The organism is Methylophaga muralis (assembly GCF_001720165.1).
Classification (GTDB): domain Bacteria; phylum Pseudomonadota; class Gammaproteobacteria; order Nitrosococcales; family Methylophagaceae; genus Methylophaga; species Methylophaga muralis.
Genome location: NZ_MCRI01000023.1, coordinates 1 through 22974, shown reverse-complemented (window position 1 = coordinate 22974; position 22974 = coordinate 1). Strand labels below are relative to the sequence as shown.

The following is a 22974-nucleotide window of genomic DNA, read 5'->3' as shown; positions in this document are numbered from 1 at the left end:
GCAGTATGTTTTTTGAAGATTACAAACCGGATATCAAATGACATCCGGTTTGTTAATTTAAGCCTTACTTCTCTTTGAGCAGATCACGAATTTCGGTTAACAGAATTTCTTCTTTAGTCGGTGCTGGTGGCGCCTCTGGAGCCGCTTCTTCCTTAGCTTTCAATCTATTCATCACTTTGATTGCCATGAAAATAGCAAAGGCAATTATCACAAAGTCGACAATAGTTTGAATAAACTGTCCATAAGCAATAACAACTGCTGGCGTTTCGCCTACCGCCTCTTTAAGCACAATCGCAAGATCCTTGAAATCCACACCACCTAGCAACAAACCCAGCGGCGGCATAATCACATCCGACACAAATGAAGAAACAATTTTGCCAAAAGCCGCGCCAATAATGATCCCGACTGCCATATCCACTACATTACCGCGCATCGCAAATTTCTTAAATTCTTGTACCATGCTCATCATCTCTCTCCTTTTTTAACTAAATAAACTTCCCAACAAAATTGATTGTTACGGCTTTTATATCAGCAGTTTAGAATATATGACATAAAAAAATTTTCTTTGGAAGAATTAGCGGACAATAACTGTCTCTTGTTCTTTCCACGACGTTTTATTCGTTACATCGACAAATCTATTAAGGCTATTTATGGCAATTGGTTTTTTTCAAAAACGCATTGAAGACATTCTCAATAACGTTGCGAGCTCTGACGATTCTGCAGCATTGTCAGCTGAACAGATGGCACAACTGTCATCAGACCTGGCGTTATATTTTTCTACCGTATTGCTCACTCTCTCGGGCATGTTACTGGTCGGATTATTTTTATTGTGGATGGTTAAACGACGAGCCAATCCAGCATCTACAAACAACAAAGAGCTACAACGCCAACAGTTATTGCAGGAGCTGGAAAGTCAATTTCTGGCTATCAATACCAAACCAGCAGTCTGGATGACTAACCGATCTACTTTTGATGCCAAAGTGGTTTATGAATTTTCTCTGGCCCTTACTCCAGACATACGCTGGCATGCACCACAAAATATTCAAACCTCCTGGCATATGGGAGATCGCATGATTGTGATAACCGATCAGGATGATTTACTGACGGCCAGCGTAATGGATGAGATTTTATTCTGGTTCCGCCATCTGGATCGAGCCGTATCAAGTGACTTAATTAAAGTCGAAGATCTTTATAGTCTATGGCGTCAAATCCTGCCATTTGCCCTCGATAACCGTTTTAGCTTTTTGGCTGCTTATTTTACTGAGGATGATCTGGAGGATATTGAAGCTATTCGTCAGGTGCTTATCGGTGTTATTCGCTACTGTCAGCAACAAAAACTTGCTCAGCCATTAAGCTATATCAATGGCCGCCTGGATCCTTTATTTTTCGATGAACTTCCTAAAGGCATGAAACCAGGCCTGGAAGCAGCCAGACAGAATAATGTTCATCGCAAAGATCCTGTAGTGATGGATGAAGCGCCCATAATCGTGCAAGAAACCAAAACCGAGCGCAAAGAACCCGTGGTTATTGCCCCTGAAAAGGCCGTTGAAAAACCCAAAACTACAGCACGCAAAGAACCAACTTTCAGCATTGATAATGTTGATATTGATGAGAAAAAACCGGAGTAAACAGCTATACCGGCACTAATCGACAAAGTAAAAAATGTTATTACTTGATTGAAATGACTTGCAGAAAAAGCATAGGAGGCAGGGTAATGAATAACTATTCAATCGTCTTATTGCTCTGCCTCAGCTTGCCATATATCAGTCAGGCTCAGCAAACAGACAAGCTTTATCTCATTGGCGATGGTCGCCAATCATTGGCAAGAACCGATCAAAGTAGCTGGGCAACACATCCCGCTATTTTGCAAGCTTCCGACCAAGCTAAGAATTACTGGCTCGAACAGAATAGTGTTTACGAAGACGATTTCCGAATCATGGCCAGCACCGAAGGTAATTTCACTCGGCCGGAAAGTAAACAAACCGCTGTGTTGTATTTACTTAGTTTATGGCCACGCTGTTGCAGCAATATGGGACTCGCCATCATCGAAAATGAGCAGCTGATTCGTAATATTGTATTTGCTGGCGGCACCCATCATTTGTATTCCGTTGCTGATATCAATAAGGATGGGCTGGACGAATTAGCTCTGATTGGCGGTTTTGGAATGGGAGGCAGCAATGAGACAACTTTGAGCCTGATATCTCTAGATAATAGCTCAACTACTTTATTCGGCAGGTTTCCGTTGGTTGAGGAAAACTGTGCAACACTCAGCGAGCACAGTGAACATAATTCATTTCGTATTCTGTTTGATCAAAACTCTCCTGATGAATTCAGGATAGAGCATTACCATAGTGGATGTGACGATCCTCCATTGAGTGAAAACCCAACATCGGTAAGTAACGTTCTGATAGAGGCGGTTGATCTCAAAGATGATTACATTGATCTGCCGATACATTAAGCCTTAATCGATGGCCTTGGTGTTTTTACACACATTGGCTAACACAGAAACCGCCAGATCAAGCTGAAAGGTGGGTTGCCGATGTTCTCGTAAAAAATACCGCTGAACCCGATAAGCTTCCTGTTCTTTTTCTATACGTTGTTCACAACTCATTTCCTCCGGTACCAATTCACCATTTAAATCCTGCAGATAATGCACCATTTCGTGAACAATAAAGCCTCTGGCACTTTGATCCAGATCCAGCTGCATTCGCTCGTCGTGATAGATAGTCTGAGTTTTCGTATCGTAGTAGGCCACCGCCGTACAGAATTGATCATCACATAAGGTTTTGACCAGTTGTTGGTGAGTAACCGCCTCAACGCTTGGCGGTTCCACTGGTTGTTGATATCCGGTTAAAGTCACCGCCCAAACCATTAAACCTTGGATGATATCCTGCATGTCTAAGACTCCAGTGGTGACGCAATACTTGCGATTGAAAAAGATAGATTAGAGTGACTCCAAGAGATCCTGCATTGCCTGTTGGTGGCTTAATTGCTGTTGTCTCAAATTACTATAATTAGCGCACAACTCTCCGTAAACATAACGTCCCGTCGTCGTTTTCAATTGGTCCGCAAAATCCTGTAGAAGCTGATCTTCATCAGCTTCAATACCCATTTCCTGTAATTGCCGGGTCGTCTGTACTGTGCGGTTGGCAATGACACGAGGCTGCTCATGCACATGTGATTTAATAGATGACAACAGCTTCTGGTAATAACCTATATCTCGCGTTTCATCTGCATCCGGTTTGCCCAGATAAAGCGTTAATAACCATTGTTCAGGAGGTGTTGGATCTGCAACAGACAACATTTCTGCTGGTTTTGCTGTGGGCATTCCACCCTGTAAATTCTGTGGGACCGGCTTAACAATGGCATAAGAAGGCTGTTGTTCTTCAAACTCAAGAGACTGTTGTGGTGTATCATCTTCACAGCCAGTTAAAACCACGATAGTTATGCAGCCAGACATGATAAACAACCATCGTCTAATGCTTGCCAAATAAGCTGATATGGTCATTTGTATGCTCCGTTTGCCAATCACAGTTTTAAAAGTGTTCAATCACAACTCAGACTGATTTGTTTTTAATGACTCACTGACTATTCAAAATCTCCGTAACGCTCTTTAACCGCCACTTCACTGATAAACGTTGCTGAAACCAATTCCCATCGCTGCTCAGCGTCAAACACTCGGCTACACCCCAAGGCTTGCGAAGTAGAAGGTTTTAAAGGGAACATCGAACGCCCCCCCTGCCGCACATCATAAAAATAGCGATCTAAATGCAAATCCAGGATTTGCTCTGCATGATTGTTTTTAACAAATATTCTAGCGCCACCTTTCTTTTCACAGTCCTCATCTGACTCCTCATAAAACTCAACATATTGACTACCATCATCATCCCCAGCTATCGCTAAACTATTGATGGTAAAAAATATCCCGACAAGAGAACTGAGTAATACGGCATAGACCGGCTTAGTGGACATGAATTAACTCCAGAATGATAAGTTAGGTGAACCAAAAGCAGACTAGGTAGTAATTTTCAAAGTTTCTACCGAGCTATAATTGAGGTGATCTTCCCTATTTATTTCAGGAAGTCATTATTGAGATAAGCTCTACCCTGACAATCGATCAGGAAATTTTTAGGGGTAAATGTTCAGATGAAATATTACAGACATAAAAAAACCTGCCGGAGCAGGTTTTTGAATTTGTGGTGGCTACACCTAGATTCGAACTAGGGACCCCATCATTATGAGTGATGTGCTCTAACCAACTGAGCTATGTAGCCACGAAGCCGAGCATTTTACTTGTCTGGGCCGTAAATATCAACAATTTAGCGATAGCGTTACAACCAGTCACTGAACTGGATACCAAAACCGACACTATTTGTGCGATGGTCGTAGTCAATTAAACTCTCACCATAACCATTAAACCATTGCACATAACCCCGGAAGTTTTTATACAAAGGAAAACTCCAGCCAAGCTGAGTCGCACCTTTATTATCGCCACGCAGGTTATTGCGTATCATAAGGTCAAAACTATGATCGCCATATTTGTAAACAGAAGTGAAATCGAAGTTGCCCAGATATTTTTCAATATCGGGATTGTCATCTGAACTGCTGCGTTCAGGAACCCGATACCAAGGACGCGCGGAGAAATAGAAATCTCCTTTTTCGACAACAAACTCGGCAAACACGCGATTCCAGCTACGTGAAAGTTCACCACTCTGACCGTTAGATTGATGATTGATACCCACATTAATCAATGAGTTTTTGAAACCGAACAGTTCTGTGTCGTTAGCAAAAGACAGCCAAGCCTCCGGTTCATGATTGGAATCACGAAATGCGGCTGAGCTGTCACTGTTAAACATTTGCCAGAAAGAACGGTTGGTGTAGGCAATAAATGCGTCTGCACGACCATCAAACAATCCTCGAACCACTGGTAGTTTTAAGCTGATCTGAAATTTGCTTTCCCAGGGTTGAAAATCATAATCACGATCAGGATCGGCAGCATCAAAAGGTGCTTCGTTGGCCGAACCAAGATTATTGCTGAAAATAAAGTAATTCGGGCGATGCGGTAAGAATGCAAATGGATTGTTTGATTGCGTTTTTTCCAACAGCAGTCGACGGGACAAAGCCGACCCATCTGCTGTTTGAATAGTTGTACTGTCATCTACAACGGAAATACTTGGCTGCTGATCTTCAGGAATATCAGAGAGCAATACCGGTGCAACTTCACTTGGCTTTTGCGCCGCAATTTCTGCAGTACAAAGTTCACGAATATTGCCCACTGTCACACTCTCATCAGAGGTGGCCATTTTAGACAGCATGCATGAATCCATTGTCTGATCCGCATACGCCACACTCATCATACAAGGTGCCAACAACGCACCGACAAACCATTTATTCATGATTATTCCTTAAGATTCAGAGCGCCTCGACAAACATATATGACGAAGACAGTATGTTGGATTAAACGTTAAATCGGAAATGCATTACATCACCGTCTTTGATGACATATTCTTTACCTTCCAAACGCCATTTACCGGCATCTTTTGCGCCTTGCTCACCGTTATACTGAACAAAATCTTCATAACCAATAACTTCAGCGCGGATAAAGCCTTTCTGAAAATCGGTATGAATAACACCAGCTCCTTCAGGAGCTGTCGCGCCGACTTCTACCGTCCAGGCACGAACTTCCTTAACTCCGGCGGTAAAATAGGTATGCAGACCTAATAACTGATAACCGCTACGGATCACCCGATTCAGACCCGGTTCTTCCTGACCAAGTTCCTCAAGAAACTCGGCTTTATCTTCATCAGCCAGATCAGCTATTTCCGATTCGATGGCTGCACAAATAGCCACCACAATGGCATTTTCTTTTTCTGCTAAATTGGTTACGGCATCTAAAGCTGGATTATTTTCAAAACCATCTTCAGCCACATTGGCAATATACATCGTGGGCTTGATGGTCAGTAAATGCAAACCGGTCAATAATCCCAATTGATCATCATCCAGATTCATTGCCCGAACCGGTAAACCTTGATCTAAATGTTCACGAATCTGTATTAATAAATCCAGACGTGCCTTGGCAGTTTTATCACCGCCTTTGGCATCTTTTGTGGTTTTGGTAATAGCTTTTTCGACGGATTCGAGATCCGATAACGCCAATTCAGTATTGATAACTTCAATATCATCTACCGGTGATACTTTGCCCGCCACATGAACGACATTTTCATCTTCAAAACAGCGAACAACATGAGCAATAGCATCGGTTTCACGAATATTGGCCAAAAACTTATTACCTAAGCCTTCACCTTTGGAAGCACCTGCTACCAGTCCAGCAATATCGACAAATTCCATCGTGGTCGGTAAAACGCGCTGCGGTTTCACAATGGCCGCCAGTTTATCCATTCGTGGATCAGGCACCGGCACAATGCCAACATTGGGCTCGATTGTGCAAAACGGGTAGTTTTGCGCTTCGATTCCCGCTTGTGTCAGCGCATTAAATAAAGTGGATTTGCCTACATTAGGTAAACCGACGATACCGCATTTAAATCCCATGAAAAATCCTTAGGGTTCATTTATATAGAACGACTTAACTACTTTTAACTCGCGTCGAACCGAGACGTCAAAGTTATCTGCCGAGCGTGAAATTAAACATGTATTACTGTGAATGCAGCCAGTTCATGGCTTTGTCGAGGTTATCACTGAGTACTTCTGGTAAAACCCGTAGGCTATTATCAATACTTGTCAGGATATTCTCTCGATCCGTTGCTGAGGGTTTACTCAACACGTAATCTGCCACTTGCTTGCTGTTACCGGGATGATCAATGCCGATCCGGCAACGTAAAAATTCTTTACTGCCTAGTTGGCTGATGATGTCACGCAAACCATTGTGACCACCATGGCCGCCACCACGTTTTAAACGGACCGTACCTGCAGGTAAATCCAATTCGTCATGAATGACAAGAATATTTTCTGGAGGGACTTTGTAAAAATTGGCCAGTGCCGCAACAGATTGTCCGCTGCGATTCATAAAGGTGAGTGGTTTAACTAACCAGATTTTATGTTCTAGGGTTGTGTATTGAATCAGTTGGCCATGAAAGCGTGACTCGGTTTTAAAACCTAGCCTCAAATCATTAGCCAACTGATCCAACCACCAAAACCCGACATTATGACGGGTTTGTTCATACTGAGAACCGGGATTGCCCAGACCGGCGATAATCCAGTTTGTCATAACGGTTCCCGACGACTGAATTACTCTTCAGTCGCGTCCTCATCAGCTTCGGTATCATCTTCAAGATCCACTTTAGCTACACGTGGCTCATGAATGCTGACAACCGCTTGATCGTAAGAAGAACGTTCACCTTCTTCCAAATGCTCGTCCTGAGTGTGAGTCAAGGCTGTTAAGGTAACGCCTTTAGGCAATTTCAGTTCAGACAAATGGATTGCTTCGTCCATAGCCAGTTTTGCCACATCAACTTCAATAAATTCAGGCAGATCTTTAGGCAAGCAAGAGATTTCAACCTCGGTCATCAGGTGCGAAACCAAACCACCGGCTTTAACACCAACCGCTTTTTCTTCATTAAGAAAATGCAATGGAATTGTCATTGTCATTGCATGGTTGGCATCAACACGCAGGAAATCAGCATGAATGATTTTGTTGTCGTTGGCTGGGTGACGTTGCAGATCTTTCAATACAACCTGATTTTTCTTGCCATCAATAACCAATGTCAGAATATGCGCATAAAACGCTTCTTCTGCCAGGTGACGGATGAACTGGTTGTGATTGACAGAGACTGAAACAGGTTCTTTTTCAGCGCCATATACTACTGCTGGTACTTTGCCCGAACGACGTAGGCGGCGGCTCGCACCTTTCCCCTCGTCTGTACGTGCTTCAGCATGTACTTCAAATAAATTTTCCATCTTTTTCTCCAAGACTAAAAAACGGACTAAGGTCCGTTAAATATGCCGTTTTACGGCTTTTCGCCTCCCCCGCGACCAGGTTCAGCACATACAACCAAAAATATAAAACCTTTGGTTAATCCATATACAAAGAGCTAACTGACTCTTCGTTACTAATTCGGTACATCGCTTCTGCGAGCATTTCTGCAATGCTTAGCACGCGGATTTTGTCACATGCCGCCGCATCGGGCTGCAATGGAATGGTGTCAGTAACAACTAATTCGTTTAATAAAGACTTATTAATATTGGCAACGGCTGCACCCGACAATACCGGATGGGTACAGTAAGCAACTACATTCGTCGCACCATGTTCTTTTAAGGCGGCTGCCGCAGCACATAATGTGCCGGCAGTATCGACCATATCATCGACCATCACACAGGTACGGCCATCTACATCGCCGATGATATTCATTACTTTTGCCACATTGGCGCGTGGACGACGCTTATCAATAATCGCCAGCTCAACATCAAGATGTTTGGCCAGTGCACGTGCACGCACTACACCACCAACATCTGGTGAGACGACGACTAAATCTTCATATTTGTGCTTCCAGATATCACCCAGTAATACCGGCGAGGCGTAAACATTATCAACAGGACAATCAAAAAAGCCCTGGATTTGATCCGCGTGTAAATCAACTGTTAAAACACGATCAGCACCCACACCAGTCAGCATATTTGCGACAACTTTAGCGGTAATAGCAACACGGGCTGAACGGGGACGACGATCTTGACGGGAATAACCGAAATAAGGAACAACTAGCGTAATTCGTTTGGCAGAGGCCCGACGGATAGCGTCGGTCATGACCATGAGTTCCATCAAGTTATCATTGGTGGGCATGCAGGTCGGCTGGACGATAAACACGTCTTTACCGCGAACATTATCAAGAATTTCCACCATGATCTCGCCATCACTGAATTTCTCAACAGTGGCTTTACCCAAGCTGATATTCAGGAAATTGGCGATACTTTCTGACAGTTTACGATTAGCATTACCGGTGAAGACCATCATATTGTCGTCTGCGGTACGCTGATGTAACTGGAGGAGTCGGTTTTGAGTCACTATGAGAGATGCCGAGTTCGTTCAATAAACAAAAAGAGTGGCTGGGGTACCAGGATTCGAACCTGGGAATGACGGGATCAAAACCCGTTGCCTTACCGCTTGGCGATACCCCAACTGTTATTACACAACTCTATCAATTTGCAGTTACATTCAGACTTCTATCGAAGTCTTTTGCACAAAGACTCAACGGTGATTCGTTGCACCCTTTGGCAGTAAAAGCATGCCAATGTTCCGGCACATTTTGTAAAACATTTTCAGCCTCATCGGCTGAATTAAAGCGGGCAAAAACACAAGAACCCGTTCCGGTCATACGTGGAATGGCTGCATATTGTGCCAACCAAGTCAGTGCTTGTGCAACTGGTGGATGTAACTTTTTCACCACCGATTCGCAAATGTTACTGCCTTCCCCCGCAAGGAAGCCCGCTATTGTGATTGGTTCACAATCACGTGTCAATTCTGTTGCGGAAAATATTTCTGCAGTAGAGACAGCACAGTCTGGAAAAATAACTAAATACCATGGTTCTGGTGGATCAATCTCAGTAAATATTTCACCAACCCCTTCTGCCCAAGCAGCGTGTCCCCGGACAAAAACCGGTACATCTGCGCCTAACTGTAATCCTAATGTTGCCAACTGATCTTCGGTTAAATCACATTGCCAGAGCTTATTCAGCGCAACCAGAGTAGTTGCAGCGTCTGAACTACCGCCTCCCAGACCGCCACCCATAGGTAGTTTTTTGTAGAGTTGAATAGCGACGCCTAAAGTGACTTTAGCTGTTGTTTGTAAAAGTTTAGCGGCTCGAACAATCAGATTATCGTCGGCAGCGACATCGGTCAGTTGCGTTTGCAGAATAATTTCTGGGGTTTCTGTAATGGTAAATTTCAGCTTGTCGCCATGCTCCAGAAACTGAAAGGCTGTTTGCAGTTCGTGATAGCCATCTGCTCGGCGGCCAGTGATGTGCAGAAACAAATTGATTTTTGCCGGAGCAGGCCACCATTCAATCATTTACCAACTTTCCAACCATTCATTACTAGGCGAATACTTAATTGCGGATGTTCAATAAAAATTTTGGCTGGAATGTCATTGCCCTCTAACGGCACATAATCGACAAATTCCACTTGCCATCCAGCTTGAGAAAGTGTTGCCAGGCGACCTTTTTCATCCAGTGTTTTTTCATCGATTTTGATTGCCTCATGCGGCAAACCTCTCACCCAATCTCGCAAAGCACTTACCGGTAATAACCAACCTAAGACTTCGGCCAAAAGCTGTTCGGGTGTCTCCGCAGAATAGCTTTCGCCATCGGAAAAGGTCATGGTGACCAATACATCATCACCTTTTAATTCAACGGCACCCTGCGAAAAAGGACCAAACAAACGTATATTGAAGTCGTCTTGTTGCTGCTGCCAGGTTACGCCAACATTCCAGCCTTCTTTGTCCTGCCGGATAACGGTACGACCACGAAATGACCAATCGTTCATTTGCCTTAATGAAGCCTGGCGGTTTTCCCACATAACTTCCGTAGGAGCGATTGGTTTGGTTTGCCAGAAAGGGGTACAGGCGGTCATCAACATGACCGCCATAATGATGAGCAGTTGTTTCATTTAGTCAGCCGCTGCAGGGTCTCCTGAAGCACTTTATTATCAGCATCAAGCTTAGATGCTTCGCCCCAGTGTTTTCTAGCCTCTGATTTTTTATTCTGCACCCAGAGAACTTCACCAAGATGCGCCAGGAATTCTACATCTGCTTGAATCGCAACCGCTTCACGCAGGTAATATTCCGCTTTTTCCAAATCACCTAAACGGTAATAAACCCACCCCAAACTATCCAGGTAATAAGGATCGTTGGGACGTAATTCCAATGCTTTATTAATCAGTTCCAATGCTTCGTCGTGACGATCAGTACGATCGGTCAAGGTGTATCCCAAGGCATTGAGTGCCTGTGAATTATTCGGATCAATTTTCAAAATAGTGCGCAAATCGCTTTCCAGCACATCCAGTTTATCAATTGATTCGGCCACCATCGCGCGGCTATACAACAAATCAATATTGCCTGGATGATTTATCAACGCCTCGCTCAATACATTGAACGACTCTTCCGGCATCCCCTGATCGCGCAAAAAAGCAGCTTCAAACAAATAAAAATCAATTGCCTGTTGCGGACGTTCCTGACGCAATAATTTCAAATGCTGCCGTGCTTTATCGATATCGCCTTGTTTAGCGAGTAAATTGATATAACGGGTTTGTGCCATTTCAAAACGCTGGCTGTCGGCAGGTACCGAAGCAAACCACACTAACGCCGAATCGATATTGTCATTCATTTCTTCGGCCAGCCCCATAAAGTAACTGGCTTGACCTCCCGCATCTCCCATCTGCAACAGCTGACTGAAAAAGGTTTTAGCAGTTGGCCCATCTTCCCGTTCGAGAGCTAATAATCCCAGTGCAAAAATAACATCCGGGTTATCCGGGTTTTCCAAATGCAGTTCTTCAAAGATGCGTTTTGCTTTATCTGATTGACCACTTTCTCCTAACAGCTTTCCGTAGGTGAAGCGTAGAGATTCACTGGCACCATCTTGTTCGGCTGCTTTAGCGATAAGTTTTAAAGCTTCTTCGTTTTTATTAAATGTTTGCAGCAGATCCGCTTTTAAACCGAGATAAGCTTCATTGCGCGGATATTCCTTAAGCAATCCATCCACCGCAATTTCGGCCACTTCAAAGCGTTGAAAATAAGCGGCAAGTCGTGCGTAGGTAAAACGTGCGTCAGGATCGTCTTGTTGATAAAGGTCCAGTTCCAGAAGTGTCTGCAAACCTCTTTCCGGATCACCTTTTTCACTTAAATTGGCCGCCAGCGATTCTAAATATCTTTCTTTATTTTCCGGATCCAGCGCTAAGGCGCGGTTCATGCTTTTAACTACTTCCGGATAGTTATCTTCCATCAACAAAAATGGCACCCGCATTACATAGACTTCAGCTTCTCCTGGAGAAACTTCCTGCCAGCGCGTCAAGGCACGGTTAATTCGTTGTGGATCGCGTGAAAAAGTTGAAATTCTTGCGGAACGCCCCGCCAACTCGGGCGAATCGGTTAATTCTGCCGCTTGATTGTATAAATCGACTGCAATATCGAGTTGCCCTCGTTGTCCGGCGATTTCAGCGGTCAGGATGTAATAAACCAGTTCCGGAGTAAGCGGCAAATCCATCTCGGTTTGCGCTGGTTTTTCAGTATCCCCATCAATTAGCTCAACAGCTTCAAGAGAATTGTTTTCGTCTGATTGCTGAGCAGTTGCAGCGCATCCAAACAGTAAAATAGGTATCATCAACCACGTTGCCGATGAGGCAAACTGCTTGCAATAACCGCGTAACTGTTGCAATAAATCCATAATTCAACGACCTGACTGATTGAGTTTGATAGAATGGTGAATTAATTTTGTCCAGACCTAATATCAGACAACTTAGCTGAAGGCTGTAAAGTTTAACAGCATATAACACGACTCCTTAATTATGCATCTTGTCACTTACGGCATTAATCACACAACCGCTCCGGTTGCTGTGCGCGAGAAGCTTAGCTTTGATGCTGATAAATTACCTTTGGCTTTAGCGTCACTGATGTTAAATGACAGCGTGATTGAAGCGGTCATTGTTTCAACCTGCAATCGCACCGAAATATACTGTCACCTTGACGAGGATTATGACAATAGTGTCTTGCTATGGTTGCATAACTTTCAGCAACAAGATGCTAATGCTCTCCAGTCTTATCTATATCACTATGAAGGCGCCGATGCCGTAAGACACTTGTTCCGGGTTGCCTGTGGTCTCGATTCATTAGTGCTGGGTGAACCACAGATCCTCGGTCAGCTCAAAACCGCCTACACTCAGGCATTGAATGCTCATGCTTTAGGTAAATCACTTGGAAGACTATTCCAACATGCTTTCGCCGTTGCCAAACAAGTACGTACAGATACGGCGATTGGCAACAGCCCGGTTTCCGTCGCCTTTGCCGCTGTAAGTCTGGCAAAACAAATTTTCAGTAATCTAGCCGACTCCACTGCCTTGTTAATTGGTGCTGGAGAAACCATCGAACTGGTGGCGCGCCATTTGTATGATAATGGCATTAAACGACTGATTATTGCTAATCGTACCGTTGAAAGGGCTCATATGCTGGCAACCTCAGTCAATGGTTACGCCATCAGCTTAAGTGAAATACCCGCCCATCTGGCCGAAGCTGATATCGTCATCAGTTCGACCGCCAGCCAACTGCCTATTTTAGGTAAGGGTACCGTCGAAAGCGCATTGAAACAACGTAAACGTCGTCCAATTTTTATGGTGGATATTGCGGTACCACGGGATATTGAAGCCGAAGTCGGCCAGCTGGAAGATATCTATCTTTATACTGTTGATGATCTCCACGACATTATTGAAGAAAATTTACAGTCTCGCCGTGATGCAGCCAAGCAAGCTGAAGAGATCATTGAAACACAAGCCGATCATTTTGCCGGCTGGATGCGTAGTCAGGATGCGGTACCGGTCATCAGAGCAATTCGCGATCAGGGGCAATTTCATAGTATGCAGTCAGTTGATAAAGCATTACGTCAACTGGAACAAGGCATGAATGCCGAAATGGTCATGACCGAACTGGCACGCACCCTGACCAATAAATTATTGCATGAACCTAGTAGACAACTGCGGCTTTCAGCATTTGAATCAGATGAAAATAATCCCATGATTGATGCTGCTCGCCGTTTATTTAACATTAAGGATTGATCTGTGAAAGATTCCATCAGGCATAAACTTGAAGCCTTGGTTGATCGCCATGAAGAGATCAGCGGTCTGCTCTCAGACCCCGAAACCATGGCCAATCAGAATAAATTTCGCACCTTATCGCAGGAATACGCTCAGCTTGAGCCCGTTGTAAAACACTTTGGACTGTATCTGCAGACCTTGAGTGATCTAAAAGACGCGCAAGCAATGATGCAGGAAAAAGATCCTGAATTACGTGAAATGGCCAAAGAAGAACTGGCAATCGCCGAAGAAAAACAGGAACAGCTGGCAATTGATCTGCAAAAATTGTTGCTGCCTAAAGATCCCAATGATCAGCGCAATATCTTTCTTGAGGTGCGGGCCGGTACCGGTGGGGATGAAGCTGCGATCTTTTCCGGCGATTTATTCCGTATGTATAGCCGTTATGCAGAAATCCGCCGGTGGCAGGTCGAAATCATTAATGCGCAAGAAGGCGAACATGGCGGTTATAAAGAGATCATCGCGCGTATTGTGGGCGATGGTGCCTATTCCCGGCTGAAATTTGAGTCCGGCGCACATCGTGTGCAACGGGTTCCGGAAACTGAATCGCAAGGTCGTATTCATACCTCCGCCTGTACGGTAGCGATTTTGCCGGAAGCCGATGAAATCGATCAGATTGATATCAACCCAGCCGATATCAAAATGGATACTTTCCGTTCATCCGGTGCCGGTGGTCAGCACGTTAACACCACTGATTCAGCGGTGCGTATTACCCACATTCCGACCGGCATTATTGTTGAATGTCAGGAAGAACGTTCACAACATAAAAACCGCGCTAAAGCGATGTCGGTTTTACAGTCACGCATCATGGCGGCTAAACAGGAAAAACAAGCTTCCGAACAGGCCGAAACTCGACGTTTATTAGTTGGTAGCGGCGATCGCAGTGAACGTATTCGTACCTATAACTATCCTCAAGGCCGAATTACCGATCATAGAATCAATTTGACGCTCTATAAATTGGATGAAGTGATGTCAGGACAACTGGATCAAGTTATCGATCCGTTGATCAGTGAATATCAGGCTGATCAGTTGGCGTTACTGTCCAAAGAATCCTAGGCTTTCGCCAGCCAATCCTGCGGCTGTAAATAGTGATCATATAACCGGGCTTCAGCAGAGCCCGGTTCAGGTTGCCAGTTATAGCGCCATTTCACCAGTGGCGGCAAAGACATCAGAATTGACTCCGTACGTCCGCCCGACTGCAAGCCGAATAATGTGCCGCGGTCATACACCAGATTAAATTCCACATAACGACCACGACGATACAGCTGAAAGTCACGTTGTTGCTCGGTATAACTTAAATCCTTACGGCGTTCGACGATTGGTAAATAAGCGGTTGTATAACTATCGCCGACACTGCGTAATAAGCCAAAACACTGCTCAAAATCCGGCTCATTCAAATCATCAAAAAACAAACCACCCACACCGCGCGGCTCGTTACGGTGTTTAAGAAAGAAATACTCATCGCACCATTTTTTGTAATCGTCATAAACCGATTCACCAAAAGGATCGCAGGCATTTTTAGCGGTTTGGTGCCAATGAATCACATCTTCATCGAAGGTGTAATAAGGCGTGAGATCATAGCCACCGCCAAACCACCAGATAGGTTCTTCGCCAGCTTTTTCGGCAATAAAGAAACGTACATTGGCATGAGAGGTTGGCACATAAGGGTTATGCGGATGAATAACTAAAGAAACGCCCATTGCCTGAAAACTACGGCCCGCCAGTTCTGGACGATTGGCTGTAGCTGAGGGTGGTAAATTATCTCCACTAACTTCTGAGAAATTCACACCCGCTTGCTCAAACACTGCACCGTTATTTAAAACCCGGGTGCGCCCACCGCCACCAGCTGGCCGTTGCCAGTCATCTTCGACAAATTTTTCTTTACCATCCGAAACCTCTACTTGTTTACAAATAGAGTCTTGAAGTGAGAGTAAATACTCACGCACTGCATCAATATTGGGGGCACTCATCGCAGTACTTCCCCAGTTAATGCGTCACGAATCGTTGATGGTTTCGCTGCCCCACCCAATGCACCAGGTAATACATAATCCAACTCCGGTAATTGCCAATGCACTTGATGCACATTTTTAGCGGGTCGAAGGCCTGTCAAATTGGCACTGCTGGAAACCAGTGGCCCACCAAATCGTTTGCATAATTCTGCCGCTAAAGGATGGGCAGTAACGCGTACGGCCAGCGTATCGCGCCCACCGGTCAAAAATGGAGAAACATGATCTTGAACAGGTAAAAGCCAGGTATTAGGACCGGGCCAGCTTTGGGTGATTTTTGCCAGAATGTCGGCAGATAACGGCTCTATAAAATCCTGTAACTGATTAAAGTCGGCCGCAATCAGAATCAGTCCTTTATCAAATGGTCGGCGCTTCATCGCCAGCAATTTGATGATGGCAGTTTCACTCCAGGGATCACAACCAACGCCAAATACCGCTTCAGTCGGATAGGCAATGACACCATCATCATCCAGAGCTTTACATGCTTGTCGTAATTGCCAATCAGAGAATTTCATATATTTCGCCGCTCTTCGCTAATTTTAGAAACCAACTTAAACATTTTGTCGCTTTTTCTGCATCATTGCTTCTACAAACGGCGTCAAAATAACCTCGATGGCCAGCCCCATTTTCACGCCTGGTACCACCAGATTATTGGGTCGAGACATATAGGAATCTTTTAACATCGACAGATAATAGGGAAAATCAGCCATTTTCGGATCTTTAAAGCGAATAACACACAGACTTTCATCTGCCGTCGGAATTTCATGCATCACAAACGGGTTAGAAGTATCAATCAATGGCACCCGCTGAAAGTTGATATGAGTCCGAGAAAACTGCGGAATGATGTGATGAATATAATCCGGCATGCGCTTCAGGATAATATCGACCACCGCATCCTGAGAATACCCGCGGTTGCTGCAATCACGTTTGATCTTCTGGATCCATTCGATATTGATTACCGGCACCACACCGATCAGTAAATCGGTGTATTGGGCGATATTGACTTCGTCAGTGACTATACCGCCATGCAGGCCTTCGTAGAACAGCAAATCACTGTCCTCATCCAGTTCTTCCCAATCGGTAAAGGTACCAGGTGATTGATTGAACTGTGTCGCCTCAGCTTCATCATGAATGTAATGACGCTTTTCACCACGACCAGTTACTGAATATGTCCGAAACAAACTTTCCAATCTATCCAGACAATTTGCTTCTGGCCCGAAATGAGTCAGTGAACGCCCTTCTGCCTCGGCGGCAATGACTGCGGAACGCATCTCTTCACGATTGTATCGATGAAAGCTGTCACCTTCGACGACCACAGGATTAACCTGAGTACGACGAAAAACATCCTCAAATGCCCGTTTTACGGTGGATGTTCCAGCTCCAGACGAACCAGTTACCGCAATAATCGGATGGGATACAGACAATTCAACCCTCCTCTTAAAGTCGTAACCAATCAGTTTTGTTGTTGTTCGCGAGCCACGGCACGGTAAGCGATATCAGTCCTGTAATAGGCATCTTGCCATTGAATTTTTGCAACGCCAGCGTAAGCCTGCTGCTGAGCGGCTGCAACGCCATGACCTAGTGCGGTAACACATAACACGCGGCCACCAGCCGTAACGACTTTGTCCTGATCAAATGCTGTTCCAGCATGAAATACTCGTGTATCAGCCGAATCAACTGTATCCAACCCGGAAATCACATCGCCTTTTTTGTAACTGTCAGGATAGCCGCCAGCAGCCATCACCACACCGACAGCTGCACGTGGATCCCATTCCGCTGTCACTTCATCCAAACGTTTATCCAAAGCGGCTTCACATAATTCAACTAAATCAGAAAGCAGACGCATCAAAATAGGTTGGGTTTCAGGGTCACCAAACCGGCAGTTATATTCCACTACGCGTGGTGCGCCCATTTCATCGATCATCAGACCGGCATACAAGAAACCGGTATACGGACGACCATCTGCAGCCATACCTTTTACTGTGGGCACAATAACTTCACGCATCACACGTTCAAATACCGTATCGGTGACCACTGGCGCAGGCGAATAAGCCCCCATGCCACCGGTATTTGGACCTTTATCGCCGTTATCACGGGCTTTATGATCCTGAGAAGTGGCTAGCGGCAGAATATTTTCACCATCAACCATTACGATAAAACTGGCTTCTTCACCAGCCATAAACTCTTCGATAACCACTCGATGACCCGCTTCACCAAAGGCATTGCCGGACAACATATCTTCAACGGCAGCAATCGCTTCTTCAACGGTTTGCGCGACGATAACGCCTTTGCCAGCCGCCAGACCATCGGCTTTAACAACGATAGGCGCACCACGTTCCAAAATATATTCGATGGCATCGGAGATATTGGTGAAGACTTGATAAGCAGCAGTAGGAATTTGATGACGTGCTAGAAAATCTTTGGTGAAGGATTTAGAAGCTTCCAGTTGAGCGGCTTCTTTACTCGGTCCGAAACAACGTAAACCGGCATTTTCAAAGGCATCAACGACGCCTTTAACTAATGGGATTTCAGGGCCGACAACCGTTAAACCGATGTCATTTTGCTGTGCAAATGCCACCAGCGCATCAATATCATCCACTGCGATGTCGACATTGCTGACACCTGCTTCATTTGCGGTTCCCGGATTACCCGGCGCAACAAAAACTTCACTGCAACGCGGTGACTGTTTGAGTTTCCAAGCCAGCGCATGCTCACGACCGCCACTACCAATGACCAGAACTTTCATTATATTGCTGCCATACCTACTGAAATAAAGCGTTAATGATACCGGAGATGACTGTATAACCAAATATTAATACCTGTCCTTGACCGCTCAATAATCGCCAGTACAAGGCACAGATTGTAACTATCAAGGCTTTTCATTATTGTGATGTCCAGTAATGTGGCGATTAAAGTTAAGCGCCGATAGTTAGGAAATAATTGTGGAAGATTTAAAAACATCAGAAGCCTGGCGGGTTTTTCGCATTCAATCTGAATTAATTGATGGTATCGAAACCCTCAATGGACTGGGACCCGCCGTATCCATTTTCGGTAGTGCCTGCTTACGCGAAGACTCACCGTATTACCAAGCCGCCAAACAAGTGGCTCAATCACTTTCTCAGGCAAAATTTTCGGTCATTACCGGCGGCGGTCCAGGAATTATGCATGCCGCCAACGCGGGGGCATTTAAACAAGGTTCGCATTCGGTTGGTCTTAATATTGAATTACCGATGGAACAAAAACCCAACCCGAATCAGGATATTAGCCTGAGTTTCCGTTACTTTTTTGTTCGCAAACTGATGTTTGTTAAATCCTCAATGGGTTACGTCGTGTTTCCGGGTGGCTTCGGAACGCTGGATGAATTTTTTGAGGCATTAACCCTTATCCAAAGCCGTAAAATTCGCCATTTCCCGGTAATTCTGTATGGTTCTGATTATTGGAAAGGCCTGATTGATTGGCTTCGCGCCGAGGTTTTACGAGTAGGCTGCATTCAGGAGGAAGATCTGAATATTTTCCATATGGTCGATAAACCCGAAGAAGTACTGCCGATTATCCAGCAACATTTTGCTGCCTTAGGAGCCCATCCAGAAGACGAGCAACGTTTTCCTGTCTGATCTGGATCAAGAAAGCGGGCGTTAACCGCTCGCGATAAAACCCCGCTGTTTATAATCATCGCCAAACTGTTTTACAGGACTTTGCTATGCAAAATCAGCTGATTATGAACCGCCAACTTATCCAGAAATACGATACCGCTGGGCCAAGATATACCTCCTACCCCACTGCATTAGAATTCCACGAAAGTTTTAAGGCGAAGGACTTCATTGAACATGCTGAGCTATCCAATCAGCGTGGCGGGCCACTGTCTCTGTATTTCCATTTACCGTTTTGCGATACCGTGTGTTTTTATTGCGCCTGCAACAAAATCATCACCAAAAATCGCGATCATGCCGCACCGTATCTTGAAAACCTCTACAAAGAACTAGCCCTTAAGGCCGCATTAGTTGATACCAGCAGACCAGTGACTCAACTGCACTGGGGCGGTGGCACACCAACGTTTATCAGCGAACAGCAAATGCAGGATCTGATGAATGAAACCCGTCGTCATTTTCATATTGCCGATGATGCTGATATCTCGATTGAAATTGATCCCCGTGAAGCCAATGCCGATACCATCGCCCTGTTAAAGAAAATAGGTTTCAACAGAATTAGTCTGGGAATACAGGATTTTGATCCGGCCGTGCAAAAAGCGGTTAACCGCATTCAATCTGAAGCCGAAACCTTAGCGGTGATTGATGCTGCCCGCCAGCATCAGTTTCGCTCGATCAGTGTTGATTTGATTTACGGCTTGCCGCTGCAAACGTTATCCGGCTTTAGTACCACGCTCGATAAAATCATCGCTGCCAATCCTGACCGTATCTCATTATTTAACTACGCCCATATGCCAAAGTTGTTTAAAACACAACGCCAGATTAAAAGTGAAGACTTACCTACTGCAGAGCAAAAATTGAGCATTTTGCAGCTATCGATTAATAAATTAACCCAGGCCGGTTATCAATATATTGGCATGGATCACTTTGCTAAACCGGATGATGAACTCAGTCTGGCTCAGCAACAAAATCGGCTGCATCGCAATTTTCAAGGCTATGCCACTCATGCCGAGTGTGACCTGATCGGCTTTGGTATTACCTCGATTGGCAATATCGGTGATGCTTATGCACAGAACGTAAAAACCCTGCTTGAATACGACAATCTGCTCAAACAAAATCAGCTACCGTTAATGCGTGGCATCAGCCTGACAGAGGATGACAAACTACGACGCCAAATCATTACCCGTCTAATCTGTGATTTCGAATTGAATATTGGAGAAATCGAGCAAGAATACGGCATTCCATTTAAAGAATATTTTGCCGATGCCTACCCTCAGCTCGAACAATTTGCCGAAGATGGCCTGTTGCAGTATAACTGGAAGGAGATTGTGGTCTTACCAGCTGGTCGCTTGTTAATCCGTAATATCTGCATGGCGTTTGATAAATACAGTCAACAAGCAAAACAGCGATTTTCCAAAGTTATATAGGGCTGATGCTGGAAAAAATCCGACAGTACTTCATATTTGGTAGATTAGGCGTAAAGCTCTATGTGCTCGCCGTTATCACCGGATTATTGGCCAGCCTTGCCATTATCCTGCTCAGACTCACCATTGAACATGGTCAAATGCTGTTATTGCCCTCCGGCGAAGTCGATGGTTTTGCCAGCCTGCCCTGGTGGGGCCTGTTGGGTCTGCCTATTCTCGGTGGTCTACTTATCGGTCTGCTGTTTCGCGGATTAACTCAAGAACAACGCACCACCGGTATCTTGCATGTTATCGAACGACTCTCTGCCTATGAAGGCCGTCTGCCTTGGCAAAATGCCGTTCGCCAATTTATCGGTACTAGTATTGCCATCATCACCGGGCATTCAGTAGGACGTGAAGGTCCAGGTGTACATCTTGGTGCCGCCAGCGGCAGTTTATTAGCCAATAGCCTGGAACTCCCCAACAATAGTGTTCGCGTCCTTGTCGCCTCAGGTGCCGCCGCCGCTATAGCCGCCTCATTTAATACGCCTATCGCTGGGGTGATTTTCGCCATGGAAGTCATCATGATGGAATATTACATCGCCAGTTTTATTCCGGTGATTCTGGCTTCCGTCACCGGAGCAGTAGTCTGCCGGCTGACCTTTGGTGACGATACTGTATTTATTAACCTCAGCGCTCAGATGCAGTCGCTATGGGAGCTACCCTATATTATTTTCCTGGGTATCGTCATCGGCGGCTTAGCCACTATTGCGTTAAAAACGCTGACGCTATTTACCAATCTCTATACCAATCACCCGTCATGGTTACGTCCGGTTTATGCCGGAATTTTAATGGGTCTGTGCGGCATGATGGTGCCAGAAGTAATGGGCATGGGCTACGGCATTATTGGCAGTATTTCAGCCAATGATATTGCTATCGGCACGCTGGTTATCATCATGGTAATGAAACTGCTGTTATCTTCCGCCACTGTTGGCCTGGGAATTCCGGCCGGTGTCATTGGCCCAACCATGGTGGTAGGCGCCTGCGCTGGCGCAATTCTGGGCTACTTCGGTCAGTTAATATTGCCCGACTATGCGTCATCAATGACCTTTTATGCCGTTTTAGGCATGTGCGCGATGATGTCGGCCACTTTAAAAGCGCCGCTTGCTGCATTAATGGCCATGCTGGAACTAACCGGCAACCCAGAAATCATTCTGCCCGGCATGCTCGCCATTGTCTTTTCCAGTCTGATTACCCACGATTATTTCAAACAGGAACCAATGTTCGTCAACTTGATGCGAGTAAAAGGTTTGGATTTTCGTAATGACCCAATCTCGCAAACGCTTCGCAAAATCAGTGTCGGTGCAGCGATGCAACGTAATATCGCCGTATTGAACCAGACAATCACTCGTGAACTGGCCCAACACACACTCGAAAACAATCCGGAATGGATAGTGATCACCAAAGAACGCAATCCGATTGCCTTAATGCCCGCCAGCGACTTGGCCAGAGCGGTAAGCGTTAAAGAAGACGAAGATGAGTCAGAGATCGATTTGATGCAAATCCCGGCAACCAGACGCAATGTACATAAAATCTCACTGCATACCAGCCTGCATGAAGCCTATCAGGCACTTAATAAATATGAAGTTGAGGCGCTATATGTCAGCCGACAAAGCACCCCGATGATCGACCGAATTTATGGGATTTTGACCAGAGAAATGATCGAAAGCCATTACCATTTGCCCACTTCAAGCAAAAAATAACTGAAATGGGTATGAACAATTGCTCAATCTTGTTTATAATGTGCCGCTTGCTGCCCGGGTGGTGAAATTGGTAGACACAAGGGACTTAAAATCCCTCGGCTTTGCGGCTGTGCCGGTTCGACTCCGGCCCCGGGCACCAACAAAAATATCTAAGCCTCAGTTGTTAATTCAATTGGGGCTTTTTTTTGGATTTAGAACAGGGTTACCGGTATAAAGAATATGAACCAATCATGGAGCTTCTAGAAATTCATGAAACATAATCTAAGATTTTAGTTTCCAGGACCAATATCACTTCAATTAACGAAGCCCCTGGAAACCGGGCGATTGATTATCAGTCTCTTCTGTTAAATT

Annotated in this window: 23 protein-coding genes and 3 tRNA genes; 8 read left to right on the top strand and 18 right to left on the bottom strand. The window is 45.1% G+C overall.

Features of this window, described 5'->3' with window-relative positions:
- Window positions 1-64: 64 nt before the first annotated feature.
- Window positions 65-466: a large-conductance mechanosensitive channel protein MscL gene (gene mscL / locus A9E74_RS09715; RefSeq protein ID WP_069296430.1), complete on the bottom strand. Its 402-nt coding sequence runs from the start codon at window positions 464-466 to the stop codon at window positions 65-67.
- A gap of 184 nt (window positions 467-650) precedes the next feature.
- Between mscL and A9E74_RS09710 the strand changes: the two genes are divergently transcribed.
- Window positions 651-1628 (top strand): hypothetical protein, encoded by a 978-nt coding sequence (locus tag A9E74_RS09710; protein WP_069296429.1) that lies wholly within the window; start codon window positions 651-653, stop codon window positions 1626-1628.
- 86 nt (window positions 1629-1714) lie between these two features.
- Window positions 1715-2458 carry a hypothetical protein gene (locus tag A9E74_RS09705; RefSeq protein WP_069296428.1) on the top strand — a complete coding sequence of 248 codons (744 nt, stop codon included), beginning with the start codon at window positions 1715-1717 and terminating at the stop codon, window positions 2456-2458.
- Window positions 2459-2461: 3 nt separating this feature from the next.
- Here the strand turns inward: A9E74_RS09705 and A9E74_RS09700 are convergent, their stop codons facing one another.
- From A9E74_RS09700 to A9E74_RS09640, 13 genes are all read right to left on the bottom strand, one after another.
- Window positions 2462-2896 carry a hypothetical protein gene (locus tag A9E74_RS09700; RefSeq protein WP_069296427.1) on the bottom strand — a complete coding sequence of 145 codons (435 nt, stop codon included), beginning with the start codon at window positions 2894-2896 and terminating at the stop codon, window positions 2462-2464.
- Window positions 2897-2944: 48 nt separating this feature from the next.
- Window positions 2945-3508, bottom strand: coding sequence for a hypothetical protein (locus A9E74_RS09695; protein WP_069296426.1), 564 nt, complete (start codon window positions 3506-3508; stop codon window positions 2945-2947).
- 80 nt (window positions 3509-3588) lie between these two features.
- The gene (locus A9E74_RS09690; RefSeq protein WP_069296425.1) at window positions 3589-3972 is read right to left on the bottom strand and encodes a hypothetical protein; all 384 of its coding nucleotides are present in this window, start codon (window positions 3970-3972) and stop codon (window positions 3589-3591) included.
- Between the two features lie 225 nt (window positions 3973-4197).
- A tRNA-Met gene (locus tag A9E74_RS09685) sits at window positions 4198-4274 on the bottom strand.
- A gap of 57 nt (window positions 4275-4331) precedes the next feature.
- The gene (locus A9E74_RS09680) at window positions 4332-5396 is read right to left on the bottom strand and encodes a phospholipase A (protein WP_069296424.1); all 1065 of its coding nucleotides are present in this window, start codon (window positions 5394-5396) and stop codon (window positions 4332-4334) included.
- A 61-nt stretch (window positions 5397-5457) separates the two neighbouring features.
- On the bottom strand, window positions 5458-6549 hold the full coding sequence (gene ychF, locus A9E74_RS09675) for a redox-regulated ATPase YchF (RefSeq protein WP_069296423.1): 1092 nt from the start codon (window positions 6547-6549) through the stop codon (window positions 5458-5460).
- Window positions 6550-6652: 103 nt separating this feature from the next.
- Window positions 6653-7225, bottom strand: a complete 573-nt coding sequence (gene pth / locus A9E74_RS09670) for an aminoacyl-tRNA hydrolase (protein WP_069296422.1) — start codon at window positions 7223-7225, stop codon at window positions 6653-6655.
- A 20-nt stretch (window positions 7226-7245) separates the two neighbouring features.
- Window positions 7246-7914: a 50S ribosomal protein L25/general stress protein Ctc gene (locus tag A9E74_RS09665; protein WP_069296421.1), complete on the bottom strand. Its 669-nt coding sequence runs from the start codon at window positions 7912-7914 to the stop codon at window positions 7246-7248.
- Between the two features lie 115 nt (window positions 7915-8029).
- A complete protein-coding gene (locus A9E74_RS09660; protein WP_176718921.1) occupies window positions 8030-8965 on the bottom strand; it encodes a ribose-phosphate diphosphokinase in 936 nt (311 codons plus the stop codon).
- A gap of 89 nt (window positions 8966-9054) precedes the next feature.
- Window positions 9055-9129: transfer RNA gene (locus tag A9E74_RS09655), tRNA-Gln, on the bottom strand.
- Window positions 9130-9149: 20 nt separating this feature from the next.
- Window positions 9150-10019: a 4-(cytidine 5'-diphospho)-2-C-methyl-D-erythritol kinase gene (gene ispE / locus A9E74_RS09650; protein WP_069296419.1), complete on the bottom strand. Its 870-nt coding sequence runs from the start codon at window positions 10017-10019 to the stop codon at window positions 9150-9152.
- Window positions 10016-10615 carry a lipoprotein insertase outer membrane protein LolB gene (gene lolB, locus A9E74_RS09645; protein WP_069296418.1) on the bottom strand — a complete coding sequence of 200 codons (600 nt, stop codon included), beginning with the start codon at window positions 10613-10615 and terminating at the stop codon, window positions 10016-10018. The genes ispE and lolB overlap by 4 nt, the downstream gene beginning before the upstream one ends.
- Window positions 10612-12387, bottom strand: coding sequence for a tetratricopeptide repeat protein (locus tag A9E74_RS09640; RefSeq protein ID WP_069296417.1), 1776 nt, complete (start codon window positions 12385-12387; stop codon window positions 10612-10614). Before A9E74_RS09640 ends, lolB begins: the two co-directional genes overlap by 4 nt.
- 121 nt (window positions 12388-12508) lie before the next feature.
- Here A9E74_RS09640 and hemA point away from each other — a divergent pair, with 121 nt between their 5' ends.
- Together hemA and prfA are read left to right on the top strand one after the other, a co-directional pair.
- On the top strand, window positions 12509-13768 hold the full coding sequence (gene hemA / locus A9E74_RS09635; RefSeq protein ID WP_069296416.1) for a glutamyl-tRNA reductase: 1260 nt from the start codon (window positions 12509-12511) through the stop codon (window positions 13766-13768).
- A 3-nt stretch (window positions 13769-13771) separates the two neighbouring features.
- Complete coding sequence (prfA, locus tag A9E74_RS09630; protein WP_069296415.1) at window positions 13772-14860, top strand: peptide chain release factor 1; 1089 nt, start codon at window positions 13772-13774, stop codon at window positions 14858-14860.
- On the opposite strand, the gene hemF is transcribed toward prfA, so the two are convergent.
- From hemF to purD, 4 genes are read right to left on the bottom strand one after another with little or no spacing between them, the layout of a single operon-like run.
- Window positions 14857-15774 carry an oxygen-dependent coproporphyrinogen oxidase gene (hemF, locus tag A9E74_RS09625; RefSeq protein ID WP_069296414.1) on the bottom strand — a complete coding sequence of 306 codons (918 nt, stop codon included), beginning with the start codon at window positions 15772-15774 and terminating at the stop codon, window positions 14857-14859. The genes prfA and hemF overlap by 4 nt on opposite strands.
- Complete coding sequence (tsaC, locus tag A9E74_RS09620; protein ID WP_069296413.1) at window positions 15771-16325, bottom strand: L-threonylcarbamoyladenylate synthase type 1 TsaC; 555 nt, start codon at window positions 16323-16325, stop codon at window positions 15771-15773. Before tsaC ends, hemF begins: the two co-directional genes overlap by 4 nt.
- Window positions 16326-16361: 36 nt before the next feature.
- A complete protein-coding gene (locus A9E74_RS09615) occupies window positions 16362-17234 on the bottom strand; it encodes a phosphoribulokinase (protein WP_069296412.1) in 873 nt (290 codons plus the stop codon).
- A gap of 29 nt (window positions 17235-17263) precedes the next feature.
- A complete protein-coding gene (gene purD / locus A9E74_RS09610; protein ID WP_069296411.1) occupies window positions 17264-18556 on the bottom strand; it encodes a phosphoribosylamine--glycine ligase in 1293 nt (430 codons plus the stop codon).
- 196 nt (window positions 18557-18752) lie between these two features.
- On the opposite strand from purD, the gene A9E74_RS09605 reads away from it, so the two are divergent.
- The 4 genes from A9E74_RS09605 to A9E74_RS09590 all read left to right on the top strand — a co-directional run bounded on the left by A9E74_RS09605 (window position 18753) and on the right by A9E74_RS09590 (window position 22762).
- Complete coding sequence (locus A9E74_RS09605) at window positions 18753-19424, top strand: LOG family protein (RefSeq protein ID WP_069296410.1); 672 nt, start codon at window positions 18753-18755, stop codon at window positions 19422-19424.
- 86 nt (window positions 19425-19510) lie between these two features.
- Window positions 19511-20884: an oxygen-independent coproporphyrinogen III oxidase gene (gene hemN, locus A9E74_RS09600; RefSeq protein ID WP_069296409.1), complete on the top strand. Its 1374-nt coding sequence runs from the start codon at window positions 19511-19513 to the stop codon at window positions 20882-20884.
- A gap of 5 nt (window positions 20885-20889) precedes the next feature.
- Window positions 20890-22623, top strand: a complete 1734-nt coding sequence (locus tag A9E74_RS09595) for a chloride channel protein (RefSeq protein ID WP_069296408.1) — start codon at window positions 20890-20892, stop codon at window positions 22621-22623.
- 52 nt (window positions 22624-22675) lie between these two features.
- Window positions 22676-22762 (top strand) — tRNA-Leu (locus A9E74_RS09590).
- The last annotated feature ends 212 nt before the right edge of the window (window positions 22763-22974 follow it).